The sequence below is a fragment of the Dokdonella sp. genome, from assembly GCF_019634845.1.
Lineage (GTDB): Bacteria > Pseudomonadota > Gammaproteobacteria > Xanthomonadales > Rhodanobacteraceae > Dokdonella_A.
In genome coordinates, this window is record NZ_JAHCAQ010000003.1 from 62,213 (window position 1) to 88,273 (window position 26,061).

Genomic DNA, 26,061 nt, shown 5'->3' on the forward strand with positions numbered 1-26,061 from the left:
CAATAACTTAGCCGACATTTTTCTTCTTCACCGGCTGCGCTAGCAGATCGAGCGTCGGGCACGGAGCGCCTGTCGCCGCATGGCGACATTCATCCACCAAATGCTCAAGGTCGGCTTCCAGTTGTCGTAGGTCATCTAGTCGCCGTCGTATTTCGGCCAACTTCAGTTCAGTCAGGTGGCGAGTCTGTTCGCAGGCGCGCTGGCCTTTGACCGCCAGCAGCCCCGCAATCTCGTCGAGACTGAACCCCATCGCCTGTGCCCGGCGGACGAACTGAAGCCGGCCGACATCGTCTGGACCGTACCGCCGCACGCTGCCCATGGGGCGCTTAGGCTCTGGCAGCAGACCTCGCCGCTGGTAGTAGCGGACTGTTTCCACATGAACGCCGGCGGCTGCAGCCAGCCGGCTGATCGTCATTGCGCCAGCAGCCATCCACTTGACTCCGTACTTAGGTACGGAGATTACCATGCGGGTATGGCCCTACGCCCCGCGCATTCCTCCCTCCCTGCCCTCATAGGAGCTGCCGTCGCGACTATCGGCGCGTCCGTGTGCTGTGTCGTGCCCTTGGTGCTGGTCCTGATGGGTATCAGTGGCGCCTGGATCTCCAATCTCACTGCACTGGAGGCTTGGCGCCCGTGGTTCAGCGCGGCCACGTTGGTGTGCCTGGGCTGGGCGTTCTGGAGGCTCTATGGTCCAACCCGACGCTGCCACATCGATGGCATTTGCGTCGATCCCATGCGATTGCAACGCCAGCGGTGCTGGCTGTGGTTCGCCACTGGCCTGATCGTTCTACTGCTGCTCTTCCCTTACTACATCGGCTGGTTCCTGTAGGAGTCCCACATGCACAAGATCCTTCTCAGTCTGGTACTCACGGCATGGATGGGCCTGGCTTGGGCGGCTACTCCAAAGCAGGTAGTCCTGCAGGTGGAGAACATGACTTGTCCAGCGTGCAACATCACGATCGAAAAGGCGTTGGACGCGGTACCGGGTGTGACGACGAAGCGTATTGATGCCAAAGCCGCCACCGTGTCGGTGGGGTTCGATGCCGAGCGGACCAACGTGGCTGCTATCGCGAAAGCCATCACCAACGCCGGCTTTCCGGCCAAGGTGAGCGCGAACGGTGGCTAAGACGCAGCTGCAAAGTACGCTTACGTGCCCTGCATGCGGGCACCAGGCAACCGAAACCATGCCCACCACGGCGTGCCAGTTCTTCTATGAGTGCTCCGCCTGCCACACGCTCCTGCATCCTAAAACAGGCGATTGCTGTGTGTTTTGCTCCTTCGGCACGGTGCCGTGCCCGCCTATCCAGCAACACAGTTCCTGCTGCGGCCATACAGGCTGAATCCCGCTACGCAATCAGGGCCAGCTCGATTTCGTACGGTTCCGGAAGATCGTCCACGTCGATCAGGTAATCGCCGAAGCGCTTCACGTGACTGGTCACGTAGGGGCTGAGCGTAGCCACGTCCTCCTGGGTGATCTTCCAGCCAGCCCGTATAAGCGTCTTGATGATGCGGGTTTGTTCGACCACGTTATGGAAGATGACGGCGTTGGCGACCAGGTCGTTGTACTTGACTGCCTTCTCCTGCTCGAGCGGATCGTTATCGGCGATCACGCCCTCTCCGCCGAAGAAGAAATACTTGGAGAATCCGTTATAGGCCTCGACCTTGTTGGTGGAGGCGGTGATCTGCTCGCGCAGCTCGCGGTCGGAAATGTATTGCAGCAGGAACAACGTGCGTACCGCGGCCCCCAGAGCCCGAAAGGTCTGGTACAGCCGATTCTTGCGGCTGTAGTTGCCAAGCTTGCGCAGCAGTGTCGACGCCGCGATCTTGCCGGACTTGATCGACAGCACCACTTGCATCAGATCCTTCCAGTGGGTCTCGATCAAATCCCAGTCCACGTCTTCCCGGAACAGCGCGTCGATGTGCTCGTAGCGGCTGTCCTCCTCCGGACGGAAGAACCGGTAGTCGCGCCAATTGCGGATACGCGGCATCAGCTGGATGCCCAGTAGATGCGACAGCCCAAACACCGGCAACGATTGGCCCTGAGTATCGGCGTGGACGGTGTCAGGTTGGATATCAGAGGTGTTCTTCAACAGCCCGTCGATGATGTACACCGCTTCCCACACACCGCAAGGGATGAAATGACTGAAGAGCGCCACGTAGGTATCAGATACGTGGTGATAGGCAATGCCGCCGTAGCCGCCATAACGGATGTGGTATGACGCGAGCAGATTCTGGTCGTACAGGTCGTACTTGGTGCCGTCGGCCGCGGCACGCTTCCCGTCACCCCAGAGTTTTGGGAGTTGCAGGCCGGCATAGCTGTTGATGATGTCGCGACAGGCCGCTGCCAGCTTGTTCGCATCCACGTGCCGGCGATTGACGAACGACAGCATGTGCGCGGAAGCGGCGCCACGCAGGTGCCGTGCGGCTTGGGCCGGGCCAAGGTTGCAGCCATAGGTGAACGCCGTCAGCACGTAGCGCTCGGTCGGCTGGTCGATCTTGGTGTCGGATCCGGACAGCGGTCCGAAATGCCGCGGCCAGCCGGTCCAGTGGGCCACGTCGCACAGGATCTCGATGACGCTGCGCTCGCGCAGGCGGTCGAGGATCGCGGTTTCCAAGGCGCGAGCACCGCGGCTCATGTCCTTGGCCTTGTGGCGTTTGAGCACCGGCAACCCGTCGTCGTCGATGATCACCTGGCCGTTCTCCAGATAACCCTGGTCGGTCAGGTCTGCAACCTGCATCAGCTTGCTCTGCAGCGCATTGACGAATCCCACCGCAGAGGCCGGCAAGCCTACTTGGCGACAGTAGTCGTCCAGCAGCGGCTCGCACTGCTCCCAAGGCAGCAACTGCTGGCGGTAGTCGGCGTAGGTTTCCGAGCCGCGTACAGCCACGTCGCCGGATTTCAGTTCGTTGGCCAGCGAGGAGAACACGCACACCTCGAACAGGCGGCGATGGATGCGTTCCTCTCCCTGTTCGGTGCGGCGGGTAATGGTCTTTCGCCAGAGATGGGTCGTGAACGCCAGATCGACCGGTTCATCGAGCCAATCGCCGCGGGCACGCTCCTGCGACAGGATCAGCTCGATAGCATCCATCAACGAACGGTCTTCGGTGGTGGATTCCAGGTCTAGCCTGCGCACCATGCGCAGGATGGTGGCGCGGTGGCTCTTATAGAAAGGCCACAGCAACGGCAGATGGTTGTCACCGCTGTGGGCGGCGATGGCCTCGCAATCGGCCTGTAGGGTCTGGGCGCCCCCGCGCGTGTTGACCAGGCGGCGGATTTCCCGTCCCGCGTCGGTGTCGCCAGGATGGCGATCGAGCACCTGGATCACATCCGACATCGTGGCCACGATGGCCTCGGTCTTCTCGCGGTAGCGCGCATGCAGCCGCTCCAGTTCCTCTTTACCGCGGTTGTGGATGTTGCCCATGCGTTTGATGAACATTTCCGCCAGGTCATCGCGGGTTTGCACGCGGGCGCGGTGGATCAGGCACAGTAGTAGCGCGTGTCGCTTAGCCGGGCCGAAATCGCGCAGCTCGGCGGCGTCCAGCGCCCGGGCCTCGGCAGCAAAGTGCTTGCGTTTGAGTTCTGGCACCTCCGCCAGATGTTGCTCGTCGCCTACCAGCTCGCCTAACTGGGCGATATGATCGATCAGTTCCTGGAAGTGCTGCAGCGACGAGCGCTTGGGCAAGCGCTTGATGGCCTGCAGTAGGCTCTTGGTGCGAACATCGGTGACGACCAGAAGATCGTCCAGCCGTTGCTTCTCGTCCACCGTCAGACGGGCGTCGATGAGGGCGAAGTAACGACCGTTGACCAGGGTCCGAATCCGGCGCGCCAAACGATCCAGCGCAGAGAACGCGGGGAGCTCGATGCGGTCGCGCACGAGTTGCTCGATCGCCACGTTGATCAGATCGGCCGGATTGTCCATGACGGCCGCGGCTTGGTGGATGGCGCGTGCCGCCACGTCCAGGCCACCATCGGCGTAGGCGCGAACCTGCAGATAGGTCCGGATGCGCTGGAAATAGCGGTAGCGCTTGTTCGGCGCGATGTCGGCGGGCTTGACCTGGACCCGGTACCGCAAGGCATTGCGAAGGTGGCGGACGACCGCGGCGGGCACTTCATCAATTGCCGGGAAGTAGCCCAGTCGCTGGAAGGATTTGAGCAGGAGGGCCAAGGTCAACCGATGGCCGGGTTGCCGGGCGCTATCGGTGATGAAAGCCAATTCGGCGTCGGTCGGCGTGTAGGCCGTGACCAGTTCCCGGACGACCGGGTTGCGCTTGAATTGTGGGTACGCGGTCCGCTCGATCGACGCCATGCAGGTCCTTAGTCGGTCATGGGGATGGAAGTGTCGGCGCTGGCAGGCCAGCCTCGATGCGCTGGCGGGCGAATGGGTCGCCGCCATCGAGGTAGCGCATGGCCGAGTGCACGTCGCGCCAGCCGACGTACTCCATCAGCGCCTTGACATCCCACCCGTTGGCGTTGGCCCATCCAGCGAAACCGCGACGCAGGGAATGGCTGCTGTAGTCCTCGGCATCGGGAAGGCCGGCGGCCTTGAACAGGCGGCGCAGCAGCGGAATCAAACTGTTCGGATGCAGCGGCGTCTCGCTGACGTGGCCCCAGCGATCGACACCGCGGAACACCGGCCCCTGTATCAAGTCGGCCGCGGCAATCCATTCAGCAGTCGCAGTCACCGGACACAAGCGCGACAACGCCGGCACCTTGTACGTATTGCCCATGGCTTGGCGATCCCCCTTGCTGCGCGACAGGAAACAGGTCATGCCTTCACCGGGCACCAGGCGCAGGTGTTCGACCTGCACGCGGATCAGTTCGTCGCCGCGGAAGCCCCGCCAGAAGCCGAGGAGGATCAGGGCGCGATCACGCTGAAGGCGGAGTGCATCTGCGCAATCATCGCGTTCCCACGCAACTGCAATCTCGGTACCAAGCCAATCATCCACCTGGGCCAGTCGGGTCAACTGCAGCGGTTCGGCCTGCTTTTCGACCGAGGGGTGGAGGGTTTGAATGCCCTTGAGCACCTTGCGCACCAAGGGCGCCTTGGTCGGATCGACGAAGCCCTGTTCGGTATGCCACTGCGCCAACGCCGCCAGACGTTGCTTGAGTGTGTTGGTAGCCAGTTGGCCGGCGTACTCGGCCAGGTAACGGGCGACGTTGTCAGCGGTCGCCGGCAAATGACCACCCCACTCGACCTCGAAATGCCGCACCGCTGAGGCATAGCTCCGTCGCGTATTCTCGCGCGTGGCGGCTTCGAGGTACCGGTCCAGCGTCATACGCGGCACCGGGCAACGTCGCGCTTTGAGACGATTCCCGTGTCCCGCAGCGCATGGAGGATGGTGCAGCACTCGCGCTCGCCGCCGGCGCACTGGGCGATCACACGTTCCAGTTCCATGGCCATGCGCTGGAGTTCGTCGATCCGCAGGTGAATGTCAGCCAAGTGCGTCCGTGCGATCGCATCGACATCGCCGCACGACATCTTGGAGTCGTCTTCCAACCGCAACAGGCTGCGGATCTCCTCCAGGCTGAAACCCAGTTCGCGCCCGCGGCTGATGAAGCGCAGCCGTTCCACCTCGGCCGGGCGGTAGGCGCGGTAGCCGCTCGCGGTTCGTGCCGGCGGCGGCATCAGCCCGACACGCTCGTAGTAACGGATGGTTTCCAGGTGGCAACCGCTGGCGGCGGCGGCTTCACTGATCTTCATGTGCATCCCGCTTGACTCTGTAGCTATTACGGACTTTACGCTGCACTTGCTCCGGTGCCAACTCAGGGACCGGCACCTTCTCTCGCGGCTGCCCATTTCCCTGCTTGCAGCTCTAATCCGCATGCTGCACCTGACTCCCATCCACGCCCTGCACACACACCGCTGAAGAACAGTGACCCTGACCATGAGTGATTGCAGTTGCCATCACGAAGCCAAGAATGCCGCGGAGCGTCGGGTACTGTGGGTTGCCCTGGCACTGAATGCGGCCATGGCAGTTATTGGTGGCGTAGCCGGCTGGATCGCACAGTCCGCCGGCCTGCTGGCCGATGCGCTGGACATGCTTTCCGACGCCACAGCCTATGCGATCGGGCTGATTGCCATTGGGCGGACCGCTCGTTTCAAGGCCAATGCGGCCTGGCTGAGCGGCAGCGTGCTGCTGGTGCTCGGTGTGGGGGTATTGATCGAAGTGGGGCGTCGCGTGCTGCATGGCGCCGAGCCGCTGAGTGGTTGGATGATTGGCACCGCGTTGTTGTCGCTTGCGGTGAACGTCTACGTGCTGCGCTTGCTGGCGCCGCTGAAGTCAGGTGAGGTGCATTTGCGAGCAACCTGGCTATTCACCCGCGCGGACGTGGTGGCCAACGTAGGCGTGATTCTCGCCGGCGTGCTGGTGCTATGGCTAGGCTCGCCCTATCCGGACTTCATCATCGGCACCCTGATCGGCCTGTACGTCATCAAGGAGGCTGTGGAAATCCTCGGTGACGCACGGCGGGCGCGTCAGAAGGCGCGGAATCGCAGCAGCGCAACCGAGTAAGGCATGCTGCCCTGGCCTCGCCGCTCGCCCGCAGACGCCTTCCGAGAAGGCGCTGCCTGATGCAATTTCATAACACCCCCGCCGGCCGGTATCATGCGCCGATGCTTGCGACCGCTCCCAGCACCATGCTTGGCCGCCTACGTGCTTCGGCGCGGCTGGCGGCGCTGGTGCTACTGGTATTCGCGATGAAGATCGGCGTAGTCGCCGCCTGCGCCCAGCACGACTTTGCCCTTTTGGGGCTGGGGACTGATTCCACCCACCAGTTGATCGTGAATTCTGTGTCGGACACGGATGGCGCAGACCCGGCCCAAGGCACGTTGGCGCAGGGTAGCGCCTGCACGCACTGTAGCTGCCCCCATGCAGTGGCCGTCCCGGTGACGCCCCACACCATGGCAACAGCCCTGCCACACGCACGGTTTGGCTATGTCGTATCGGCCAATCGCAGTGCACCTGTGCTCCTGGAGCTTCGACCTCCCATCGTCTGATCGACATCCATCATCCCTCCACTCGTCATGCGTGGGAGGGGCCCGTCGATTCAGAGGATTGATTCATGCCTGTTTTCCATTCGTCACGGCGACGTTTCGTCGTGCGTGCGGCCGTCGCCCTGCTGGCCATCGGCTCTTGGCTCACACCTGCCTGGGCCGCTGACGCGAGCACAGCTCCGCCCGCCATCCGTCAAGCGCTGCAAGCCGCCTGGCAGCAGCACCCGTCTTACCGGGCGACCGAAGCGCAGTTGGCCGCCGCCCGTGCCCGCCTGACCGCCGCAGGACAGCCGCTGTACAACCCGGAGCTGGAGCTGTCCAGCGACGATGAAGGTACCGAACGAACGAACAGCGCCGGCCTGAACTTGACCTTGGACCTGAGCGGCAAACGGCGGGTCCGTCGCGATGCCGCCAGCGCCCGCGTCGATCAGGTCACCGCCGAAGCGCGGGTGCGCCGACGCGATTTCGCCCGGCAGTGGTTCGCCGGTTGGGCCGATCTGCAGACGGCGCAGCAGCGCGTGCGTACCGGCGAACGTCGGTTGGCGTTGGTGACCCGGTTTGCCGAACTGGCCGAGAAGCAATTCACGGCCGACGACATCTCCGGCCTGGAGCGCGATCTGGCGCTGCTCGCCCGGGATGAGGCGGAGGCGGAACAGGCGCAGTTGCTGGCCGACCAGGCCGATGCCGAAGCCCGCTTCCGCACGGTCGGCGGAACGTCCGAGTGGATCGCCGGCACGGCGCTGCCGACCGACCTGCTGCCGGCCCCGGAAACCGCCGTTGATGGTGTCGAGTCTCTGCCGGACTGGCAGGCCGCGCAGGCTGCGGCCACCGCCGCCGAACGCGAGGTCACGGTGGCGCGCCGCAACCGTATCGCAGACCCGACCGTCGGCGCCTATGGCGGGCGCAAGGAATACGACGTTGGTGGCCTGACCGACAATGTCGTCGGGGTCACCCTCACCATCCCGCTGTTCGTACGCAATTCGTACCGCGCCGAAGTCGTTGCCGCCCAGGCCGATGCGGACGTGGCGCAGGCCGATCTGCGGCGGGTGCAACTGGAACTGGAAGCCGACCGCCGCCGCACGATTGACAGCTATGCCGCGGCGTTCGCGGCCTGGAAGCGATGGAAGAACAGTCGCGGTACCGATGTTGACAGGCGCGCCAACCTGTTGGAAAAACTCTGGCGCGAGGGCGAACTCTCCACCGCCGATTACCTGCTGCAGCTCAAGCAGACCCTCGACACGCAACTCGCCGGTGCCGAACTCGAAGCGCGCCTGTGGCGCCACTACGCTGATTACCTTGCCGCCACCGGCCAGCTCGAACGCTGGGCCGGCCTGGAGGGTACCCCATGAGAACCCTACTGATGACGCCGTCCCGACTGATCATGCTGCCGCTTGCTGCGGCATTGCTGCTGGCGATTTCCGCTTGCTCGAAAGCGCCAGAGACTGAATCGACCCACGCGCCCACCGCCGAACATGCCGAGTCGGGTGAAGCCGATCATGCCGAAGGTGCGGAAGCGCACGCTGAAGCAGGCGAAGAAGGCGAAGCCGCCAAGCCAGTGAAGATGGACGAGGCCGCGCTCAAAGCCGCCGGTATCAAGTTGCAGACGCTGCAACCGTCCTCGCTCAGCGAGGAACTGCGTGCACCGGGCGAAGTGGTCGACAGCGCCTATGGCACGACCTTGATCACGCCCCGTGTCGAATCGCTCGTAGTCCGCCGGCACGCCAAGCTCGGTGATGAAGTGCGCGCCGGCGCGCCGTTGGTGACGCTGGCCAGCGTCGAGGTGTCCGACGCGCAGGCCGATCTGCGCATTGCCGAACAGGAGTGGCGGCGTGTCTCGGCCTTGGGTCGCGAGGCCGTTGCCGGCCGCCGCATCAACGAAGCCAAGGTGGCAGTCGAGCGTGCCCGCGCCAAGGCGCAGGCCTACGGCTTGCCTGGCACATCGAGTGGCAGCGTCAATGGTCAATTCACCCTGACCGCGCCGCATGCCGGCCGCCTCACCGAGGACGATTTTGTCGTCGGCGAGCGCATCGAGCCGGGCAAGGCGCTGTTCCGACTGGTGGACGAGTCGACCGTCTGGGTGGATGCCAAGTTGCCGTCTGGCACAGCCTCCCGCATTGAGGCCGGAAGCGCGGCAACCATCGTGGTGGGTGGGGAGCATCTTGTCGGCAAGGTGCTACGTAGCGCCCATCGCACGTCCGAAGCCACCCGCAATGCTTCAGTCCGGGTCGAGGTGCCGAACGAGGGCGACCGTCTGCATGGCGGCGATTTCGTCGAAGTGTATTTCGAGGCCGCTCCTGCGGCTAATACGGACAACAAATCCGCCACGCAGCTAGCCGTCCCAACCGATGCATTGGTGCAACTTGAAGGTGAAACCGTGGTATTTCGTCGCAACCGCGCTGGGGCTCTCGAACCCGTTCCGGTGCGCGTGGGTGAAGTGATCGGCGATCGCACCGTCATCCGCGAAGGGTTGAAGGCAGGCGATAACGTCGTGGTCGCCGGTGCGTTTGCGGTCAAGTCGCAGATTCTCAAGGCGCAACTGGGAGAGGGTCATGGTCATTGATCTCTCCCTCGTGATACGCGGAGGTGCGCCATGCTGAATCGCCTGGTCGAACTTTCCCTGCGCTACAAGTTTCTGGTGCTGATCGCTTTCGCGGTGGTGGCCTTCCTCGGTATCAGCGCAGTGCGCAACGTGCCCATCGACGCCTTTCCGGACGTCACGCCCGTCCAGGTCAACGTCTATACCGAGTCCCCCGGCCTGGCCGCGGAGGACATCGAACTTCTGTTGACAACCCCGATCGAATCGGCGCTCGCCGGTCTGCCGAAAGTGCAGGAAATCCGATCGGTCAGCCTGTTTGGTCTGTCATATGTCGCCGTCTATTTCGAGGACGACATGGACATCTATTTCGCGCGGCAGCTGGTCAACGAGCGACTGCAGGAGATTGGCGATCGACTGCCCGAAGGTTATGGCAAGCCGAGCATGGGGCCCAATACCTCCGGTCTGGGTCAGGTGTTCTGGTACACGGTCGAGCGTGCTCCGGGCGTCAGCAAGGATCAGGTCACCGACATGGACCTGCGCACCTGGCAGGAATGGACGGTGCGCCTGATCCTGCGCACCGCTCCTGGTGTGGACGATGTCTCCTCCTGGGGCGGCGGCGAGCGCGAGTATCAGGTCCAGATCGATCCGCAACGGCTCTATGCGCGCGGACTGGGGTTTGGCGACGTGATCAACGCGATTCCGGCCAACAACGGCCAGGTCGGCGGCAACGTCATGGACGTGGGGCGCGAACAGTTCCTTGTTCGTGGCCTGGGCCTGTTGCGATCTACCAAGGATATCGGTGAGATCGTGCTCAAGGCCGAGGATGGCGTGCCGGTGTATTTGCGCGATGTGGCCACCGTGGTGGAAGCCCCGGCACCGCGTTTTGGTGCGGTGACCCGCGACGGCGAGGAAGTCGTGCTGGGCATGGCCCTGGCGCGCATCGGCGAGAACGCCAAGGACGTGGTCGAAGCGGTCAAGGGCAAACTCGATGTCGTACGCGATGCGTTGCCAAAGACTATGGTGCTCAAGCCGATTTACGAGCGCACCGACCTGGTCAACAAAGCGGTGGGGACAGCAACTCGCGCGTTGATCGAAGGCTCGATCCTGGTGGCGATCATCCTGTTCCTGTTCCTGGGCGAACTGCGCTCGGCGCTGGTCGTGATCGTGACGTTGCCACTGGCGATGCTGATTGCCTTCATCGGGATGGGCCAGGTTGGCCTGTCGGCCAACCTGATGTCGCTGGCTGGATTAGCGATCGGCATCGGCATGATGGTCGACGGCGCGGTGGTGATGGTCGAGAACGCCTTCCGGATCATGGCCGAGCGTCTCGAACACGGCGAAAAGGTCGACAGGACCTCCGCGGTGCTGGCGGCGGCGAAGGAAGTGGCCAATCCGATTACGTTTGCGATCGGCATCATCATCGTCGTGTTCCTGCCGCTGTTCGCGCTGGAAGGACTCGAAGGCAAGATGTTCAAGCCGATGGCCTTCAACATCGCCTTTGCGATGGCAGGTTCGCTGATCCTGAGTCTGACCCTGATCCCGGTGCTGGCCTCGATGATCCTCAAGCCCAAGCCGGAGCGCGATACGTGGCTGGTCGCCAAAATCAAGCGCGGCTACCGGCCGCTGCTGGACAAGGCGCTCGCACGCAAGCGGGTGGTCGTGGTCAGCGCCGTCCTCGCGCTGGTGGCAAGCCTAGCGCTGTTCCCGTTCCTGGGTAAGGAGTTCATGCCGCAGTTGCAGGAAGGCTCGATCATGTGGCGCGTCACGGGCATCCCGTCGACTTCGCTGAACGAATCGATCAAGACCAGCAACACCATTGCCAAGGCATTCGAGCAGTTTCCGGAGGTCGAAACCACGCTGGCGATGATCGGCCGCGCCGAGAAGGGCGAAACTGCCGACGTCAACTACATGGAAATCTACACCGCCCTCAAACCTGAGGACGAGTGGACCTCGGGCCGAAACATCAAGCAACTCGAAGAAGCCATGCAGGAGACGCTGGAACAGGTCGTGCCCAACGTGGTGCCGGGCTACACCCAGCCGATCCAGATGCGCGTGGAGGAACTGATCTCGGGCGTGCGCGCGACCTTGGCGCTGAAACTCTATGGCGAAGACCTGGAGGAACTCGACCGCATCAGCGGCCAGCTCAAGACTGTCCTCGGCAAGGTGCAAGGGGTGGCCGATCTCTCGCTGGAAGCCAATGTCGGCAAGCCGCAGATCCGCATCCAGGTCGATCGTGACGAACTGGCCCGCCACGGCATGAACGCCGAGGAAGTGCTGACCATCGTCCGCAATGGCCTGGGCGGTGAGCCGGTGAGCGTGCTGCTCGACGGCGTGAAGCGGTTCGACATCGCGGTGCGGTTGAGCGATGCGACACGCGATTCGGTCGAGGCCTTGCGGCAGATCCCGTTGCGCACAGCCGCCGGTGCCCTGGTGCCGTTGTCGGAGGTTGCTGACGTGAGTGTGGCCGAAGGCTACTCCTTCGTTCGCCGCGAGCAATTGCAACGCTACGCCGTGATCCAGATGGACGTGCGCGACCGAGACGTCGACGGTTTCGTCAAGGAGGCTGAGGCCGCGATCAAGCAGCAGGTGAAACTGCCCGCAGGTTACTGGATCGAGTGGGGCGGCGCATTCGAGAACCAGCAACGCGCCTTGGCGAAGTTGGCGTTGATCGTGCCGATCACGATCTTCTTCATCTTCGTGCTGCTCTATACCGCGTTCAACTCGATCAAGTATGCCGCGCTGATCCTGGCCAACGTGCCGTTCGCCACCATCGGCGGCTTGATCGCACTGTTTGTAACCGGCCAATATCTGTCGGTGCCCTCGGCGATCGGTTTCATTGCGGTGTTCGGCGTGGCCATGCTCAACGGTATCGTGCTGGTGAGCTTCCTCAACGAGTTGCGCGACAAGGGACGATCGGTGCGTGAGGCCGTGATCCAAGGTACGGCCTTGCGGTTGCGCCCTGTGCTGATGACGGCCAGCGTCGCGATCCTGGGCCTGGTGCCGATGCTGCTGTCCAGCGGCGTCGGCGCCGAGACCCAGCGTCCATTGGCGACGGTGGTCGTGGGCGGCCTGATCAGCTCGACGTTTCTGACGCTGATCCTGTTGCCCGTCTTGTACGAATGGCTGGAAAACCGCGCTGAGCGCAAAGCACAGGAGACCACTCCATGAAACAGATCAAGGCGTTCGTGCACCGCAACCGGGTCACTGATCTGATCCACGCACTGGAGGCTGCCGGTTTCCAGCGACTGAGCCTGTTCGACGTGAAAGGCCTGCTACGCGCACTCAGTGCGCGCGAGCAGCAGTACTCGGTCGAGTTGGGCGACAAGGTCATCAATGAAATACAGATGGAGTTGTTCTGTGAAGACGATGACGTTGCGAAGGCGGCCGAGATTTTCCGGACCGTAGGGCGTACCGGCCACGCAGACGCGGGCTGGATCTACGTCAGTACGATCGAACAATCGATGCCAATCAACGACACGCCATGAGCGTGTGGGCGCTTGAGGGATACCACCATGAAACTGATCGTCGCATTCGTCCATCCCTCCCACGCCGGGCCGGTTGTGCGTGCGCTTGAACGAGCGGACCTATACCACCTGTCGCTCAGTCGTGCGCATGGCGTCGTGCAACCCGACGCACCCATCACGCGACCGGACATGGGCGCAGAGGGCGAGCCAGAGATCCGGCTGGAAGCCTACTGCGAAGACGCGCGTGTCGAGCAAGTCGTCGGGCTAATTCGAGAAAAAGGACACGTTGGCGGCCTCCCCTCGGGGGCCGTCTTCGTCCATCCGGTGGACCACGCCTGGCGTGTGGGTCAAGCAGTCACAGGAGACCGGTGATGGGTGCAGGTCACGATCACGGCACCAGCGAAATCAGGCATGAGAGGCCGCTGTGGTGGGCGTTCGGCCTGACATCGGCGTTCCTGGTCGCGGAGGTCGTTGGCGGCCTGTTGACCAACAGCCTGGCGCTGTTGTCCGACGCGGCGCACATGATGACCGACGTGATCGCGCTGGCGATCTCGTTGTTTGCAGTGCGGCTCAGCCGGCGCCCGCCCGACGCCAGACGTACCTACGGCTGTGCCCGCATGGAGGCCATCGGCGCGATGATCAACGGCGGGCTGCTGTTCGTCGTGGCCGGCTACATCCTGTGGGAGGCAGCGGGTCGCTTTCGGCAGCCGCCAGAAGTGGCCTCTGGAGGCATGCTGGTGATTGCGACCATCGGGCTAGTGGTGAACCTGATCTCAATGCGCCTGCTCAAGGCCGGTAGCGGCACCAGCTTGAATGTGCGGGGTGCCTATCTGGAGGTCTGGAGCGACATGCTGGGATCGGTCGGCGTGATTATGGGCGCGCTCGTCATTCACTTCACCGGTTGGACCGTGGTCGATCCAATCATTGCCGTGCTGATCGGCCTGTGGGTGCTCCCGCGCACCTGGACGTTACTGCGCCAAGCCGGCCATGTGTTGATGCAAGGCGTGCCGGCAGGGATAGATCTAGAAGCGATTCGTGGCGCGTTACGTGCCTGCCCTGGCGTGCGCGAGATCCATGACCTTCACGTATGGGCGCTGGGGTCACAGCAACCGATCCTGACCGCCCACGTGGTGCTACAGGACGGCGGCGTAGATGCAGAGCAGGTGCGACGCACATTGACCGAGACGCTGGAGGGGCGGTTCAACGTTCACCACGTCACACTGCAGGTAGAGTTGACGCCGTGCGCGGAGGAGTGCAATCGATCGTGAGGTGCGATGTGTGGTTCTGAATCGCTGGACGACCAAGTCGGTGCTGACAGTGCAGCTATTCGTCCGCCGTGGCGGTGGCGCTCGATGGCCTTTTCATCCGCAAGCTGCACGAGCAGGGGGCTGCCGGACAGTACGAGCATGGACGGTGCGTTGGGCCGCCTGCGCTCGGTTCTGATGACGTGGTTGACCGTGTGGAGAGTTAGCCCCACGTTCGTGCCGCTCACTGGGAGCTGAGATGCCAACCGAATAGCCGAAGAGAGGGTTGGCAGGGGTTCGGTAAGAAAACAGCGTCGGGTGGCCCCTCCCGCTGACGCTATGCGCGCATAGCACTGCTTTCTGTTCGAGATGGGGGCTGGATTCGGGGTGATTGCCGTTCAATATTCATTCGATTATTCTAGAAAAATGGAAACGAATCAGGTAATCACCGCGCTGACGGCGCTGGGCCACGCCACCCGGCTTGCAATCTTCCGATTGCTGGTCGAAGCCGGTCCGGACGGCCGCATGGCAGGCGAAATCGGCGAGGCGTTGGCCGTACCCGGCGCCACCCTGTCCTTCCACCTGAAGGAACTCGTGCATGCCGGCCTGATCAGCAGCGAGAGCCGGGGCCGTAACGTTTGTTACCGCGCCAACTTTGATGCCATGAACGTCCTGGTCGCCTATCTGACTCATAACTGCTGCGCAGGCTCCTCAGACACGAGCTGCAGCCCTGGTGTGGCGACCGCCCGCGCCTGCTGACTGCCGCCTCAGCCCCTCCCCAATCAAGGAACCCACCCCGTGAAGCGTCGCGTCCTCTTCCTCTGTACCGGCAACTCCGCCCGCAGCGTCCTGGCCGAAGCCACGCTTCGCGCCTGGGCCGGCCATCGCTTCGAAGTCTTCAGTGCCGGCAGCCAGCCGACGGGCACGGTCAATCCCTTCGCGCTGGGCCAGCTGGCGGCCGAGGGCATCGCCACCGCCGGCCTGCGCAGCAAGTCCTGGGACGAGTTCGCGACAGCGGATGCGGCGCCGATGGATCTGGTGGTGACGGTCTGCGATTCGGCGGCGGCCGAAACCTGCCCCGTCGTGTTCGGCGACTTCCTGCGCGCGCACTGGGGGCTTCCCGACCCGGCCGCGGTGGAGAGCAATGACGAGGACAAGCGAGAGGCGTTCCGCCAGGCGCACCGCATCGTCAAGGCGCGCCTGCAGGCGCTGCTGGCGTTGCCGGCCGAGATCTGGGACGACCGTGCAGCTCTGAAGGAGTCGCTCGATCGTATCGGCTTCGTGCAACCTGACGACGAGGGATCCGTCGATGGCTGAGGCAGCGCCCCGCATGGGGTTGTTCGAACGTTACCTGACCCTCTGGGTCGGGCTGTGCATCGTGGTCGGCACCGGTCTGGGGCACTTCCTGCCCGACGCCTTCGCAAGCCTTGGCCGCATGGAGGTGGCCAAGGTCAACCTGCCAGTAGCTGCCCTGATCTGGCTGATGATCATCCCGATGCTGCTGAAGGTCGACTTCGGCGCCATGCGGGAGGTGGGCAAACACTGGCGCGGCATAGGCGTCACCCTGTTCGTCAACTGGGCGGTCAAGCCGTTCTCGATGGCCCTGCTGGGGTGGTTCTTCCTCCGATATGTGTTCGCCGACTGGCTGCCACCCGACCAGGTCGACTCCTACATGGCCGGCCTGATCCTGCTGGCGGCCGCGCCGTGCACCGCGATGGTGTTCGTGTGGAGCAACCTGTGCCGCGGCGATGCGAACTTCACCCTGAGCCAGGTCGCGCTCAATGACGCCATCATGGTGGTCGCCTTCGCGCCGCTGGTGGCCCTGTTGCTGGGGCTGTCGTCGATCACGGTGCCGTGGGACACGCTGGCGCTCTCGGTCGGGCTGTACATCCTCGTGCCGGTCGCGGTCGCCGTCCTGCTTCGCCGCTGGCTGCTTGCCAGTGGTGGTCAGGCGAGGCTGGATGCGGTGCTCGCGCGACTAGGGCCAGTGTCACTGGTCGCGCTGTTGGCGACGCTGGTGCTGTTGTTCGGCTTTCAGGGCCGGCAGATCATCGAGCAGCCGCTGATCATTGCGATTCTGGCCGTGCCGATCCTGATCCAGGTGTATTTCAACTCCGGCCTGGCCTACCTGCTCAACCGTAAGCTAGGCGTCGCCCACTGCGTGGCAGGGCCGTCAGCGCTGATCGGTGCTAGCAACTTCTTTGAGCTCGCCGTCGCCACCGCGGTCGCCTTGTTCGGCGTGCAATCGGGTGCGGCGCTGGCCACCGTGGTGGGCGTGCTGATCGAGGTGCCGGTAATGCTGTCGGTGGTCAGGATCGTCAATCGATCCCAGCCCTGGTACGAGCGCCGACTTCGGGCGTCATAGTCCGAGCAGGCGAGTCTCAGGATGCCATTTGGCATACTGCCTAACGGATCGTTAGCCATCACACCAAATATGACTAGACATTCCAACTATTTGAGCATCAGGCATCGAGCCAAGCCCATACCATACGGCGGTGATGGAGTACTGCGAGAGGATGGCGACGCCAACTATGGCTTTAAGTACGTCAAAGGCGATGAGGCCGCGCTCCGCGCCATACCTGAGCTAGCTAAAGACTCGGCCTTGCTTGATCTGGCGCTTGCAATCAATTCTCATCAGACAGGCTTGTGCTCGGTAGGCTGCGTAAGTGGGCCTATCGACGACGATCAAGGACATCGAGACTCCGGATATATTGAGTTCGCAATAAACTCTAAGTCCGCTATTGCCGACGCAAAGAACTACTTTCCAATATTCTTCCACTTCGATCGCTTCTTGCACACTTCTAATTTTTCCGCACCAACTTCGTTCAATTGGGAGCTGGAAGGCGCAACATTCACGGAATATGGTAATTCGTCTGGTTTTACTTGCACAATTTTTATCAACACGGGCTACTCCGCTACACGCGAAGAGGCCACACACATCTGGGCTGAGTCGCTAGGAGCGCTCGCTCACTTTTTGCAGAGCGTGCCTTCTGAGAGCAGTGACTTCATCTACCCGCAGTGATGGCTAACAGTTCATTCAAGCCGAAGCCGCTTCGCGGCTCGGCTTAATTCAGGTGATATGCGACTCTCCAACACCCTAACTTCGATCACAAGCTGACTATCGGACGCGGTGGCGCCGCGCTTCATCAAGGCTTGGATCAATTATTGGATGGACTGGACCCGGATAATCGTGGCGTTCATGCCTTCGGCAGTGAACTCAAACTGCACTTTCTGACCGGCCCGCACTGAGGCGATCTGCTCGGGTGTGGCTTTGAAGGCCATCGTCATCGCCGGCCATTGCAGCACCTCTACCGGGCCGTGCGCGATGGTGATCTTGCTGGCTGCGGCATCGACTGCTTGCACGGTGCCTGTTGCCGACGCCGTCACGGCAGCGGACGCTTCGGCCGGTGTTTTCGCTTGCTCGGCTTCGGACATCGGCATCTGCTCTGTGGGCGCGGCCTGCACCGCTTCGGTGTTGTCAGGGGCCTGCGAGCAGCCTGCCAGAAGCAAAGTGGTGATGAGATAGGCGGGGATCTTCATTGGTGTTCTCCTGTGATGACATGGGATGACGGGGTGGACGAACGGCGGCGAGTCAAGGCGCGGCCGTGCAGCAACCGGTATGCGGCCGGAATCACGAGCATGGACAACAGTGGCGCAGTGACCATGCCGCCGATCATCGGGGCGGCTATGCGCTGCATCACTTCCGAGCCGGCACCGTGACCGAGCAGGATCGGAAACAGACCGGCGAGAATGACCGCGACGGTCATCGCCTTCGGGCGCACGCGCTGCACGGCACCTTCGCGGATTGCTGCATCCAGCGCTTCCTGGTCTGCGTGGGGATCGAGCGCAAGTTGGTGCTCCCAGGCATGGTGCAGATACAACAGCATCACCACCCCAAACTCGGCTGCGACGCCCGCCAGCGCGATGAAGCCGATGATCGTGGCCACCGACACCGCATGACCAAGCAACCAGATCAGCCATAGGCCACCGACCAGTGCCAAAGGCACGCTGGCCATGATCAGCGCAGCTTCGCTCACGCGTCTGAAAACGGCATAGATCAATAGAAAAATGATCACCAGCGCAATCGGCACCACCACCTTGAGCCTTTCCGTGGCACTGGCCAGATATTCGAACTGACCGGACCAGGCCACGGTCGTACCCGGCGGCAATTTGACTTGCCGCGCCACCGCATGTTGCAGATTGGCCACCACCGTGCCCAGATCGCTGCCGGCCGTATCGACGTAGACATAAGTGGCCAGTTGGCCACCCTCGCTTTTCAACATGGAAGGTCCTGCAACCACCGCGATGTCGGCCACCTGACTCAGCGTGAGTTGGGCGCCGTTTGCGGCGACGATCGGCAGTTGTCGCAAAGCCTCGACCGAGTCGCGCTCGGCACGCGGGTAGCGCACCACGATGGGATAACGCTCGCGCCCTTCAACGGTCTGGCCGATCGGATCGCCGCCCACCACCGTCGCGATCAACTGCTGCACGCGCTCCTGGGTCAATCCGTAGCGCGCCGCGGCATCACGACGGATGTGCACATCGACGTAGCGGCCACTGGTCGGGCGTTCAGCAATTGCCGAGCTGACGCCGGGCACGGTCTTCGCCACCGTTTCGATCTGGTCGGCCACGGTCTGCAGCGTGGCCAGATCGGTGCCCAGCACCTTGATGCCGATCGGGCTCTTGATGCCGGTGGAGAGCATGTCGATGCGATTGCGGATCGGCGGCACGAACAGGTTCGTCAGCCCCGGCACGCGTACCGCCTTGTCCAGTTCCGCCTTGATCTTGTCCATCGTCATGCCGGGCCGCCACTGGTCCTTCGGCTTGAAGGTGATCGTGGTCTCGAACATTTCCAGCGGTGCCGGGTCGGTGGCCGTGTCGGCGCGCCCCGCCTTGCCAAACACATGATCGACCTCCGGCACGGTCTTGATCATGCGGTCGGTCAACTGCACCAATTGCGAGGCCTTTCCGGCGGACAGCCCCGGCAATGCCGTGGGCATGTACAACAACGTACCTTCATCCATGGCGGGCATGAACTCGCTGCCAAGCCGGCTGAGAGGCAGCAGCGCGGTGAGCAGCAGCAATCCGGCCAGCGCCAGGGTCACCTTCGGATGGCGCAGCACCGCTTCCAGGATCGGCCGGTACAGCGCGATCAGGCCGCGGTTGAGCGGGTTGGCGTGTTCCGGCCGGATGCGCCCGCGGATCAGGTAACCCATCAGCACCGGCACCAGCGTCACCGCGAGCCCAGCCGCTGCAGCCATCGCGTAGGTCTTGGTGAAGGCCAGCGGCGTGAACAGCTTGCCTTCCTGCCCCTGCAGCGCAAAGACCGGCACGAACGACAGCGCGATGATCAACAAGCTGACAAACAACGCAGGCCCCACCTCGGTGGCAGCGTCGGCGATTAGCGACCATCGTTCTGCACCTTGTGGTTCACGTCCTTCGTTCGCGTTACGCCAATGTTCCAGATGCTTGTGGGTGTTCTCGATCATCACGATCGCCGCATCCACCATCGCACCGATCGCGATGGCGATACCACCGAGCGACATCAGGTTCGCCGTGACACCTTGCAGATGCAGTGCAATGAAGGCGACCAGTACGCCCAGCGGCAGCGTGATCACGGCCACCAGCGCCGAGCGCAAGTGCACGAGAAACAACACGCAGACCAGCGTCACTACCAGGAATTCTTCGAACAACTTGCTCCACAGATTGCGCACTGCGGCATCGATCAGTTGCGAGCGGTCATAGGTGGGCACGATCTCGACGCCAACCGGCAGGCTACGCTGCAGTTCCGCCAGCCGCGCTTTCACGGCGGCAATGGTGGTCTTCGCGTTCTTGCCAGTGCGCATCACGATGATGCCGCCGACCACTTCGCCTTGCCCGTCCAACTCGGCGAGACCGCGGCGGAACGTCGGGCCTCGTCGCACAACGGCCACGTCACGCAGCAGCACCGGCACGCCGCTGGCGTCGGTGGTGACCGGCACGTTCTCGAAGTCCACGCGGCTCTTCAGGTAGCCTTCGCTGCGCACCATCAGTTCTGCTTCGCCCTGTTCGATCACCGAGCCACCGTTGGCACCATTGGCAGCTCGAACGGCGTCCACCAATTGCGCTACCGTGATGCTGCGGGCGGCCAGCGCCTGCGGATCGGGTACGATTTGCCACGCCCGTTCCATGCCGCCCAAAGTCGCCACTTCGGCGACATTCGGCACGGTCTTGAGCTGGTAGCGCAGGAACCAGTCCTGCAGCGCACGCAACTGGCCGAGGTCGTGCTGGCCGGTGCGATCGATCAGCGCGTATTCGTAGATCCAGCCCAGTCCCGTCGCATCGGGGCCGAGCGCGGGCGTGACACCGGCCGGCAGGCGGTCCCGCGCCTGGCTCAGGTATTCCAGCACCCGCGAGCGAGCCCAGTACAGGTCGGTGTTGTCATCGAACAGCACGTCGACGTAGGAGTCGCCGAAGAACGAGAAGGCGCGCACCGTCGTCGCGCCGGGCACCGAGAGCATGGTGGTGGCCAGCGGATAAGTGACCTGATCCTCGACCACCTGCGGTGATTGGCCCGGGTAGCTGGTGCGGATGATCACCTGGGTGTCGGACAGGTCCGGCAATGCATCGACGGGCGTGCGTGTCACCGAATACGTGCCGATCATGGCCAGGGCCAGTGCGGCCAACAGCACGAACACGCGATGCGCAATCGCGGCGCGAATCAGGGCGGCGATCATTGCCGATCTCCCATCGGCATGCTCGGCATGGGCGCGCTCGTGGTTGGCGTTGGTTTGGTGGAGGTGTCATTCAGGCGTTCCAGCGCACCGGACAGACTCGCCTCCGAATCGATCAGAAACTGGCCTGAGACCACGATCTTCTCGCGGCCAGTAAGCCCGGCGAGGATCTCCGTGCGCCCACCACTGCTGCGTCCGGCGCGCACCCGGACGGGACGGAAGCCGCCGTCGGCGTCTTGCACGATCACGCGGCTATCGGCACCAGTGGCGATCAGTGCCTCGGTCGGTACCAGCGGCACTGCGGCACCATCCTGTGGTTGCAGCGTCACCTCGGCGAACATGCCAGGCGCCAGGACGCCATTGGGATTGCGCAGCACGATGCGCGCCCGCTGTGTGCGGCTGGTGGTATCGACCAGCGGCAACAGCGCTTCGACCTCACCGACGAACGTCTGACCAGGCGCTGCGCTGACGACGGCTTCCACCGGAGTACCAGGACGCAACGCCATCGCACTGGCCTGCGGGATCGCCGCTTCCAGCCACAGCGTGTCGGTGCCGTTGATGCGGAATAGTGGTGTGCCCGGCATCACCGTCTGACCTTCGCGGGCGAGCACTTCGGTGACGACACCGTGTTTCGGTGCGCTCAGCGTTACGCTGCCGTCGCGGGCCATGCCGCCAGGCACGCCCAACACGCGCAGGCGTTGCTGGGCGGCAGACTGTAGTTCCCGCGCCGAAGCCGACTGCGCCTGGCGCAAGGCCCGCGCCTCGGCCAGTGCACTGCTCCAACTCGGTGCCAGCAGCGAGGCCAGCGGCTGGCCGCGCGCTACCTTCGTGTACGGGGCTTTCACCTGCACGTGGCTTACGAGGCCTTCGACGCGGGCGCTCACCACCGATTCCTGACGCAAATCCCAGGTCAGCGTGCCCGGCACGCGCACCGTGGACGCCAAGCGGCCGATTTCGACTTGCGCAGTGCGGATGCCGACACTCTGCTGCAATCCGGCGTCGATGCGCACGCTGCCGCCGGCGACTTCGTCGGCGTACTTGGGCACCAACTGCATGTCCATGAAGGGCGACTTGCCGGCCTTGTCGAAGTGCTGGTCCGGCGCCATCGGGTCGTACCAGTACAGGACCTTGCGCTCGGTCTGGCTCGCCATTGGCGTGGCCGTTTGCTTCAGGTCGTGGCCGGCATGGCGCTGCGTCCACCAGTAGCCGGCACCGAGTCCCACGGTCAGCAGCCCAGCAGCGGCTGCCGCCAACATCAAACGGTTCGTCGTGGATGTCATGGCGTGGTCTCCGCGGGCAGTAGATAGGCCAACGCTGCCCAGGCGCGGCCGAGTTCGCCCAGATGGCGGGCGTGCTCGATGTGCAGTTCGATTTCGTCGCGGCGCGCTTCCAGCCACGGTTGCAGGTCACCGCCGCCGGCATAGGCAGCCAACGCTGTCTTCGCGCGGTCGTGGGCCAGCGGAAGGGATTGGGTTTCCTTGCGGGTGACCTGACGTTGCAGGCCCTGCCAGTCGGCCAAAGCGCGGCGGACGACTTCGATCTGGACGCGACGAGCATCCTCGCGTTCAGCGGACACCGCATCCAATTCGGCTCGCCGTGCTGCCACGCCTCGATCCTGCCGATTGCGGGGGAACAGCGGCAGGTCGACAGCGAATTCGACCATCAGCATGTCGCTACGCGATACGCCTCCCGATGTTCGGTCGCGTTGCCCATAGGTCACACCGAGGCTCCAGTCTGGTCGCTTCTCAGCGATGGCAGCATCGATTTGGGCTTCGGCCAGGGCTTCGCGTGAGCGCCACGGCAGCAGTGGTCCTTGGCGGTCGATTGAGGCCAGCAGCGTGGCCGGGGCGACGGGCAGTTCCGTCAACTCGGGCGGTGCGTCTTCGGCGTCCATATCCGCCGGATCCACACCGAGCCACCGCGCCAAGCCAGCGCGAGAGGCTTCCAACGTGGCTAGCGCGGCATCGATCCGGTTTTCCAGTTCCAGCGCCGCAGCTTGCGTGGCCAGAGTGTCAGTTACCGTGCCAGTGCCACCCGTCAAACGCGCCTCGGCTGTGCGCACGGCGATGGAAGCCGGTTCCCGCAGGGTCTGCAGCGCGACTACTTCGCGCTGGGCGGCCCACAGGGCAATCCAGGCCTCGGCCGTGCCGCGTCGAACCGCCAACTGTTCGGCCACTGACAACGCTTCCGCTTGCTCGATCCCGCGATCGGCTACGGCCTGACGCGCTTGGCGTTTGGCACGAGCCGGGAATTCCTGCATCACGCCGATCTGCTTCATGGTCATGTCGTCGGCGCGGAATTCGAACGCGTCGGGACCGGTGACCGGCCAGCTGGTCAGACCCAGCGTCAGTTTGGGATCGGGCAAGGCGGCGGCGCGGGCGGCTTCTTCCTGCGTGGCCGCGATTTGCGCTTGGCGGGCCTTGAGCAAAGGAGCGCGTTCGGCCGCCAGCCGCTGCGCGTCATTGAAAGAGATGCCAGCCGCGATGGACCAGGCGGGCGTGACAACGAAACCGATGGCGAGGGCCCACACGGGCCAGCGACAAGTGCCGCACCAGCGGTGCAGCGAGAAAGAAAAGGACATGAGACCTCCGAGCACACAACGACGAGCGCGCCGCCGTGATCGGCAGCGCGGGGACGGGGTGCGGTCGGGGTCTAGATCTGCAGGCTACAGAAGCGCTGCGCCGGCGGGGGATCGGACCGGCAGGTCGGTACGTCTTCGTAGTGCTGGTCCTGCACCGGCGTCAGCAGGGCTTCGGTCAGGGTGAAATGCAGCGCCGGCAGTGCTAGCGGCGGCACCTGCGGGGCCTTGAGATCAGGATTGGTGACATGCTCACGTTGGCAGTGCTGGTCGCACAGCACCGGCGCAGTGGGGTCCGGCATTTCCATGCCTTCGCAGCCGGCCATCATCGCCTTCGGCTCCGGTGGCGTCTCGCTGACTGGGCACACGTAGGCGGCCAGCGCGACCTGCTGGAACAACAGCGCCAGCAACGCCAGCCAAGCAAAGCGAAGGCGGAGCGATCGAGTCCGGAGCACGCGCAACTTCATGGACCTCTCTCGCAACACAACGTCGCGCCGTGGCGAGCGGAAGCCATGGACAGACTTTGCGTGAGAGGGGCCAAGGGCTGGAGCATCGCCGATCTAGTGTACTGCGGGCTGTTCGCTTGGAAGTGCATTGAATCCCGAAAGTTCCCGGTACAGGCCATTTCGTACTGTCTGGCAGCCGTCGGGCACCACCTGTGGAGCATCAGGCGGGATAAACTACTATTATCCCGCCTAAATTTACAGCCAAAGCTCGATGATTCACGTGGTTGAAACGATATGTAATTACATGGTATGTAATACATTACGAAATCGTCCGGGGAGGCGGCCATGGCCCGTGCTGGGTTGTACAAGAGCGATGTACAGAAGGCCCGCGACGCGCTGCGGGTGCAGGGCAAGCACCCGTCGGTGGACGCGGTGCGGGTGGCATTGGGCAACACCGGCTCCAAGACCACCATCCACCGCTATCTGAAGGAACTGGAGGAAGAGGAAGGGCAAGGCTTGGGCGCGAAAGTCGCTGTCAGTGAGGCGCTACAGGACCTGATCGGGCGGCTCGCCGGACGTCTGCACGAGGAGGCTGAGACCGTTGTTGCCGAGGCCCAGCAGCGTTTCGAGGCGCAGTTGCAGGAGCGCGGACAAGCACTGGAGCGTGCGCAGCAGGAAGCCGTGGCCTTGAGCGCCCAGCTCCAGGGCAACGAAACGGCGTTGCACGACGAAAAGACCGCTCACGCGACCACCCGGCAGGCCCTGGCCGACCGTGTCACCGAGGTCGCCCAGCTCGGCGAGCGCATCGCCGGCCTGACCACACGCCTGGCCGAGCACGAGGCCCATGCGCAGTCGCTGGAACAGAAGCACCAGCACGCCCGCGAGGCGCTGGAGCACTACCGGACCTCGGTCAAGGACCAGCGGGAGCAGGAACAGCGCCGCCACGAGCACCAGGTGCAGGAGTTGCAGGTCGCGCTACGCCATGCCAACGAGGCGCTGACCGCCAAGAACCACGAGTTGGTACAGCTCAATCGCGACAACGGGCAGTGGCTGGAGCGCCACACACGCCTGGAGCGGGAACTGACCCAAGTGCGGCAGGATGCAGACGATCGGCAGAAGGAACTGGACGCGCTGCGGCTCACGGCCATCGAGCACCAAGCCTTGCAGACGCGCTGGACGCAAGATACCCAGACGCTGGAAGCTGTACGGGCAGAATTGGGCGGTGCTCGCGCCGATCTAACGAAGGAGCGGGAGCGTCGCGAACAGGCTGAAGCCGACGCGTTGCGGGCCGGTGTGCGCAGGGACACGCTGGAGCAGGTGCTGGCGCAGTTGCGCCCAGATCAAACTCCCGGCTCAGTCGGCAAGAAAAAATCGGCAACCAGATGATTTCACGAAAAAAATCACGTCCTATGGGGCATTTTTACACGTATCTCGGCCGAACCCCTTGCTGGCCGACGAGATCAATCGCGCGATGCCGCGCACGCAGAGCGCCCTGCTGGAGGCGATGGCCGAGGGCCAGGTCACGGTCGACGGCGTCACCCATCGGCTGGAGGCGCCATTCTTCGTGGTGGCAACGCAGAATCCACTCGACCTCATCGGCACCTGGCCCCTGCCCGACTCGCAGCTCGACCGCTTCATGCTGCGCATGAGCCTGGGCTATCCCGATCGCGCGGCCGAACAAGCGATGCTCGGCGGCGGCGACCGACGCGATCTGGTCGCCTCGCTCGGGCCCTGCCTCGGCGCGGCGCAGATCCTCGAGCTGCGCCGCGCGGCGGCAGGCGTGCTGGCGAGCCCGGCGCTGCTCGAATACGTGCATGGCCTGCTCGCGGCCAGCCGCAACCATGCCGCCATCCGCATCGGCCTGTCGCCGCGCGCCGGACTTGCGCTGCTGGCTGCCGCGCGCGCCCATGCCCTGCTCGACGGCCGCGCACACTGCCTGCCCGAGGACGTCCAGGCCGTGTTCGCGTTCGTTGCGGCACATCGTCTGGTGGCCAACCTCAATGTCGCCGGCGATCGCTCGCAGTTGGCCCAGGCGCTGCTCGAAGCCACCCCCGTGCGCTGACCGATGCCGCGTGTGCTTGCCGC

General features: G+C 63.7%; 23 protein-coding genes and 2 pseudogenes. 16 read left to right on the forward strand and 9 right to left on the reverse strand.

Annotated features, from left to right (window positions below):
* Nucleotides 1-7 precede the first annotated feature (7 nt).
* On the reverse strand, nt 8-466 hold the full coding sequence (locus KF903_RS02895; RefSeq protein WP_291210766.1) for a MerR family transcriptional regulator: 459 nt from the start codon (nt 464-466) through the stop codon (nt 8-10).
* A 6-nt stretch (nt 467-472) separates the two neighbouring features.
* On the opposite strand from KF903_RS02895, the gene KF903_RS02900 reads away from it, so the two are divergent.
* From KF903_RS02900 to KF903_RS02910, 3 genes are read left to right on the forward strand one after another with little or no spacing between them, the layout of a single operon-like run.
* Complete coding sequence (locus KF903_RS02900; RefSeq protein ID WP_291210767.1) at nt 473-829, forward strand: mercuric transporter MerT family protein; 357 nt, start codon at nt 473-475, stop codon at nt 827-829.
* A 9-nt stretch (nt 830-838) separates the two neighbouring features.
* Nucleotides 839-1,126 (forward strand): cation transporter, encoded by a 288-nt coding sequence (locus KF903_RS02905; RefSeq protein WP_291210769.1) that lies wholly within the window; start codon nt 839-841, stop codon nt 1,124-1,126.
* Nucleotides 1,119-1,340: a GDCCVxC domain-containing (seleno)protein gene (locus tag KF903_RS02910; RefSeq protein WP_291210770.1), complete on the forward strand. Its 222-nt coding sequence runs from the start codon at nt 1,119-1,121 to the stop codon at nt 1,338-1,340. The genes KF903_RS02905 and KF903_RS02910 overlap by 8 nt, the downstream gene beginning before the upstream one ends.
* A 6-nt stretch (nt 1,341-1,346) precedes the next feature.
* Here the strand turns inward: KF903_RS02910 and KF903_RS02915 are convergent, their stop codons facing one another.
* The 3 genes and pseudogenes from KF903_RS02915 to KF903_RS02925 form a co-directional block, all read right to left on the reverse strand.
* Nucleotides 1,347-4,307, reverse strand: coding sequence for a Tn3 family transposase (locus tag KF903_RS02915; protein ID WP_291210773.1), 2,961 nt, complete (start codon nt 4,305-4,307; stop codon nt 1,347-1,349).
* Between the two features lie 40 nt (nt 4,308-4,347).
* Nucleotides 4,348-5,277: pseudogene (locus tag KF903_RS02920) on the reverse strand (site-specific integrase); the annotation flags it as partial.
* The gene (locus KF903_RS02925) at nt 5,274-5,702 is read right to left on the reverse strand and encodes a helix-turn-helix domain-containing protein (RefSeq protein WP_291210775.1); all 429 of its coding nucleotides are present in this window, start codon (nt 5,700-5,702) and stop codon (nt 5,274-5,276) included. The gene KF903_RS02925 and the pseudogene KF903_RS02920, both read right to left, overlap by 4 nt.
* Nucleotides 5,703-5,886: 184 nt before the next feature.
* On the opposite strand from KF903_RS02925, the gene KF903_RS02930 reads away from it, so the two are divergent.
* The 11 genes from KF903_RS02930 (at nt 5,887) to KF903_RS02980 (ending at nt 17,261) form a co-directional block, all read left to right on the forward strand.
* On the forward strand, nt 5,887-6,513 hold the full coding sequence (locus KF903_RS02930) for a cation transporter (RefSeq protein ID WP_291211161.1): 627 nt from the start codon (nt 5,887-5,889) through the stop codon (nt 6,511-6,513).
* A gap of 550 nt (nt 6,514-7,063) precedes the next feature.
* Nucleotides 7,064-8,344, forward strand: a complete 1,281-nt coding sequence (locus tag KF903_RS02935) for a TolC family protein (protein WP_291210778.1) — start codon at nt 7,064-7,066, stop codon at nt 8,342-8,344.
* Nucleotides 8,341-9,555: an efflux RND transporter periplasmic adaptor subunit gene (locus tag KF903_RS02940; RefSeq protein WP_291210779.1), complete on the forward strand. Its 1,215-nt coding sequence runs from the start codon at nt 8,341-8,343 to the stop codon at nt 9,553-9,555. Before KF903_RS02935 ends, KF903_RS02940 begins: the two co-directional genes overlap by 4 nt.
* Before the next feature lie 30 nt (nt 9,556-9,585).
* Nucleotides 9,586-12,699, forward strand: coding sequence for a CusA/CzcA family heavy metal efflux RND transporter (locus KF903_RS02945; protein ID WP_291210781.1), 3,114 nt, complete (start codon nt 9,586-9,588; stop codon nt 12,697-12,699).
* Nucleotides 12,696-13,016, forward strand: coding sequence for a P-II family nitrogen regulator (locus KF903_RS02950; protein ID WP_291210783.1), 321 nt, complete (start codon nt 12,696-12,698; stop codon nt 13,014-13,016). The genes KF903_RS02945 and KF903_RS02950 overlap by 4 nt, the downstream gene beginning before the upstream one ends.
* A 27-nt stretch (nt 13,017-13,043) precedes the next feature.
* On the forward strand, nt 13,044-13,367 hold the full coding sequence (locus tag KF903_RS02955; protein ID WP_291210785.1) for a P-II family nitrogen regulator: 324 nt from the start codon (nt 13,044-13,046) through the stop codon (nt 13,365-13,367).
* Nucleotides 13,367-14,263, forward strand: coding sequence for a cation diffusion facilitator family transporter (locus KF903_RS02960; RefSeq protein WP_291210787.1), 897 nt, complete (start codon nt 13,367-13,369; stop codon nt 14,261-14,263). Before KF903_RS02955 ends, KF903_RS02960 begins: the two co-directional genes overlap by 1 nt.
* A gap of 402 nt (nt 14,264-14,665) precedes the next feature.
* Complete coding sequence (locus KF903_RS02965; protein ID WP_291211164.1) at nt 14,666-14,998, forward strand: metalloregulator ArsR/SmtB family transcription factor; 333 nt, start codon at nt 14,666-14,668, stop codon at nt 14,996-14,998.
* A 39-nt stretch (nt 14,999-15,037) separates the two neighbouring features.
* The gene (locus KF903_RS02970; RefSeq protein ID WP_291210789.1) at nt 15,038-15,556 is read left to right on the forward strand and encodes an arsenate reductase ArsC; all 519 of its coding nucleotides are present in this window, start codon (nt 15,038-15,040) and stop codon (nt 15,554-15,556) included.
* A 13-nt stretch (nt 15,557-15,569) separates the two neighbouring features.
* Nucleotides 15,570-16,604: an ACR3 family arsenite efflux transporter gene (gene arsB, locus KF903_RS02975; RefSeq protein WP_291211168.1), complete on the forward strand. Its 1,035-nt coding sequence runs from the start codon at nt 15,570-15,572 to the stop codon at nt 16,602-16,604.
* A 21-nt stretch (nt 16,605-16,625) separates the two neighbouring features.
* Nucleotides 16,626-17,261: a hypothetical protein gene (locus KF903_RS02980; protein WP_291210791.1), complete on the forward strand. Its 636-nt coding sequence runs from the start codon at nt 16,626-16,628 to the stop codon at nt 17,259-17,261.
* A gap of 140 nt (nt 17,262-17,401) precedes the next feature.
* Here the strand turns inward: KF903_RS02980 and KF903_RS02985 are convergent, their stop codons facing one another.
* The 5 genes from KF903_RS02985 to KF903_RS03005 all read right to left on the reverse strand — a co-directional run bounded on the left by KF903_RS02985 (nt 17,402) and on the right by KF903_RS03005 (nt 23,997).
* Nucleotides 17,402-17,779: a copper-binding protein gene (locus KF903_RS02985; protein WP_246373314.1), complete on the reverse strand. Its 378-nt coding sequence runs from the start codon at nt 17,777-17,779 to the stop codon at nt 17,402-17,404.
* Nucleotides 17,776-20,955 carry an efflux RND transporter permease subunit gene (locus KF903_RS02990; RefSeq protein ID WP_291210794.1) on the reverse strand — a complete coding sequence of 1,060 codons (3,180 nt, stop codon included), beginning with the start codon at nt 20,953-20,955 and terminating at the stop codon, nt 17,776-17,778. Before KF903_RS02990 ends, KF903_RS02985 begins: the two co-directional genes overlap by 4 nt.
* On the reverse strand, nt 20,952-22,232 hold the full coding sequence (locus tag KF903_RS02995; protein ID WP_298429878.1) for an efflux RND transporter periplasmic adaptor subunit: 1,281 nt from the start codon (nt 22,230-22,232) through the stop codon (nt 20,952-20,954). Before KF903_RS02995 ends, KF903_RS02990 begins: the two co-directional genes overlap by 4 nt.
* Nucleotides 22,229-23,533: a TolC family protein gene (locus tag KF903_RS03000; RefSeq protein ID WP_291210796.1), complete on the reverse strand. Its 1,305-nt coding sequence runs from the start codon at nt 23,531-23,533 to the stop codon at nt 22,229-22,231. The genes KF903_RS02995 and KF903_RS03000 overlap by 4 nt, the downstream gene beginning before the upstream one ends.
* Before the next feature lie 71 nt (nt 23,534-23,604).
* A complete protein-coding gene (locus KF903_RS03005) occupies nt 23,605-23,997 on the reverse strand; it encodes a hypothetical protein (protein WP_291210799.1) in 393 nt (130 codons plus the stop codon).
* 324 nt (nt 23,998-24,321) lie between these two features.
* Between KF903_RS03005 and KF903_RS03010 the strand changes: the two genes are divergently transcribed.
* A complete protein-coding gene (locus KF903_RS03010; RefSeq protein WP_291210801.1) occupies nt 24,322-25,362 on the forward strand; it encodes a DNA-binding protein in 1,041 nt (346 codons plus the stop codon).
* 58 nt (nt 25,363-25,420) lie between these two features.
* Nucleotides 25,421-26,038 (forward strand): annotated as a pseudogene (locus KF903_RS03015) (MoxR family ATPase); the annotation flags it as partial.
* Nucleotides 26,039-26,061: the final 23 nt, after the last annotated feature.

Excerpts from the sequence above, each read along its gene's own strand:
- KF903_RS02895 (WP_291210766.1), bottom strand. The coding sequence starts at position 466 with ATGGTAATCTCCGTACCTAAGTACGGAGTCAAGTGGATGGCTGCTGGC.
- KF903_RS02900 (WP_291210767.1), top strand. The coding sequence starts at position 473 with ATGGCCCTACGCCCCGCGCATTCCTCCCTCCCTGCCCTCATAGGAGCT.
- KF903_RS02905 (WP_291210769.1), top strand. The coding sequence starts at position 839 with ATGCACAAGATCCTTCTCAGTCTGGTACTCACGGCATGGATGGGCCTG.
- KF903_RS02915 (WP_291210773.1), bottom strand. The coding sequence starts at position 4,307 with ATGGCGTCGATCGAGCGGACCGCGTACCCACAATTCAAGCGCAACCCG.
- KF903_RS02925 (WP_291210775.1), bottom strand. The coding sequence starts at position 5,702 with ATGAAGATCAGTGAAGCCGCCGCCGCCAGCGGTTGCCACCTGGAAACC.
- KF903_RS02930 (WP_291211161.1), top strand. The coding sequence starts at position 5,887 with ATGAGTGATTGCAGTTGCCATCACGAAGCCAAGAATGCCGCGGAGCGT.
- KF903_RS02935 (WP_291210778.1), top strand. The coding sequence starts at position 7,064 with ATGCCTGTTTTCCATTCGTCACGGCGACGTTTCGTCGTGCGTGCGGCC.
- KF903_RS02940 (WP_291210779.1), top strand. The coding sequence starts at position 8,341 with ATGAGAACCCTACTGATGACGCCGTCCCGACTGATCATGCTGCCGCTT.
- KF903_RS02945 (WP_291210781.1), top strand. The coding sequence starts at position 9,586 with ATGCTGAATCGCCTGGTCGAACTTTCCCTGCGCTACAAGTTTCTGGTG.
- KF903_RS02950 (WP_291210783.1), top strand. The coding sequence starts at position 12,696 with ATGAAACAGATCAAGGCGTTCGTGCACCGCAACCGGGTCACTGATCTG.
- KF903_RS02955 (WP_291210785.1), top strand. The coding sequence starts at position 13,044 with ATGAAACTGATCGTCGCATTCGTCCATCCCTCCCACGCCGGGCCGGTT.
- KF903_RS02960 (WP_291210787.1), top strand. The coding sequence starts at position 13,367 with ATGGGTGCAGGTCACGATCACGGCACCAGCGAAATCAGGCATGAGAGG.
- KF903_RS02965 (WP_291211164.1), top strand. The coding sequence starts at position 14,666 with ATGGAAACGAATCAGGTAATCACCGCGCTGACGGCGCTGGGCCACGCC.
- arsB (WP_291211168.1), top strand. The coding sequence starts at position 15,570 with ATGGGGTTGTTCGAACGTTACCTGACCCTCTGGGTCGGGCTGTGCATC.
- KF903_RS02980 (WP_291210791.1), top strand. The coding sequence starts at position 16,626 with ATGCCATTTGGCATACTGCCTAACGGATCGTTAGCCATCACACCAAAT.
- KF903_RS02985 (WP_246373314.1), bottom strand. The coding sequence starts at position 17,779 with ATGAAGATCCCCGCCTATCTCATCACCACTTTGCTTCTGGCAGGCTGC.
- KF903_RS02990 (WP_291210794.1), bottom strand. The coding sequence starts at position 20,955 with ATGATCGCCGCCCTGATTCGCGCCGCGATTGCGCATCGCGTGTTCGTG.
- KF903_RS02995 (WP_298429878.1), bottom strand. The coding sequence starts at position 22,232 with ATGACATCCACGACGAACCGTTTGATGTTGGCGGCAGCCGCTGCTGGG.
- KF903_RS03000 (WP_291210796.1), bottom strand. The coding sequence starts at position 23,533 with ATGTCCTTTTCTTTCTCGCTGCACCGCTGGTGCGGCACTTGTCGCTGG.
- KF903_RS03005 (WP_291210799.1), bottom strand. The coding sequence starts at position 23,997 with ATGAAGTTGCGCGTGCTCCGGACTCGATCGCTCCGCCTTCGCTTTGCT.
- KF903_RS03010 (WP_291210801.1), top strand. The coding sequence starts at position 24,322 with ATGGCCCGTGCTGGGTTGTACAAGAGCGATGTACAGAAGGCCCGCGAC.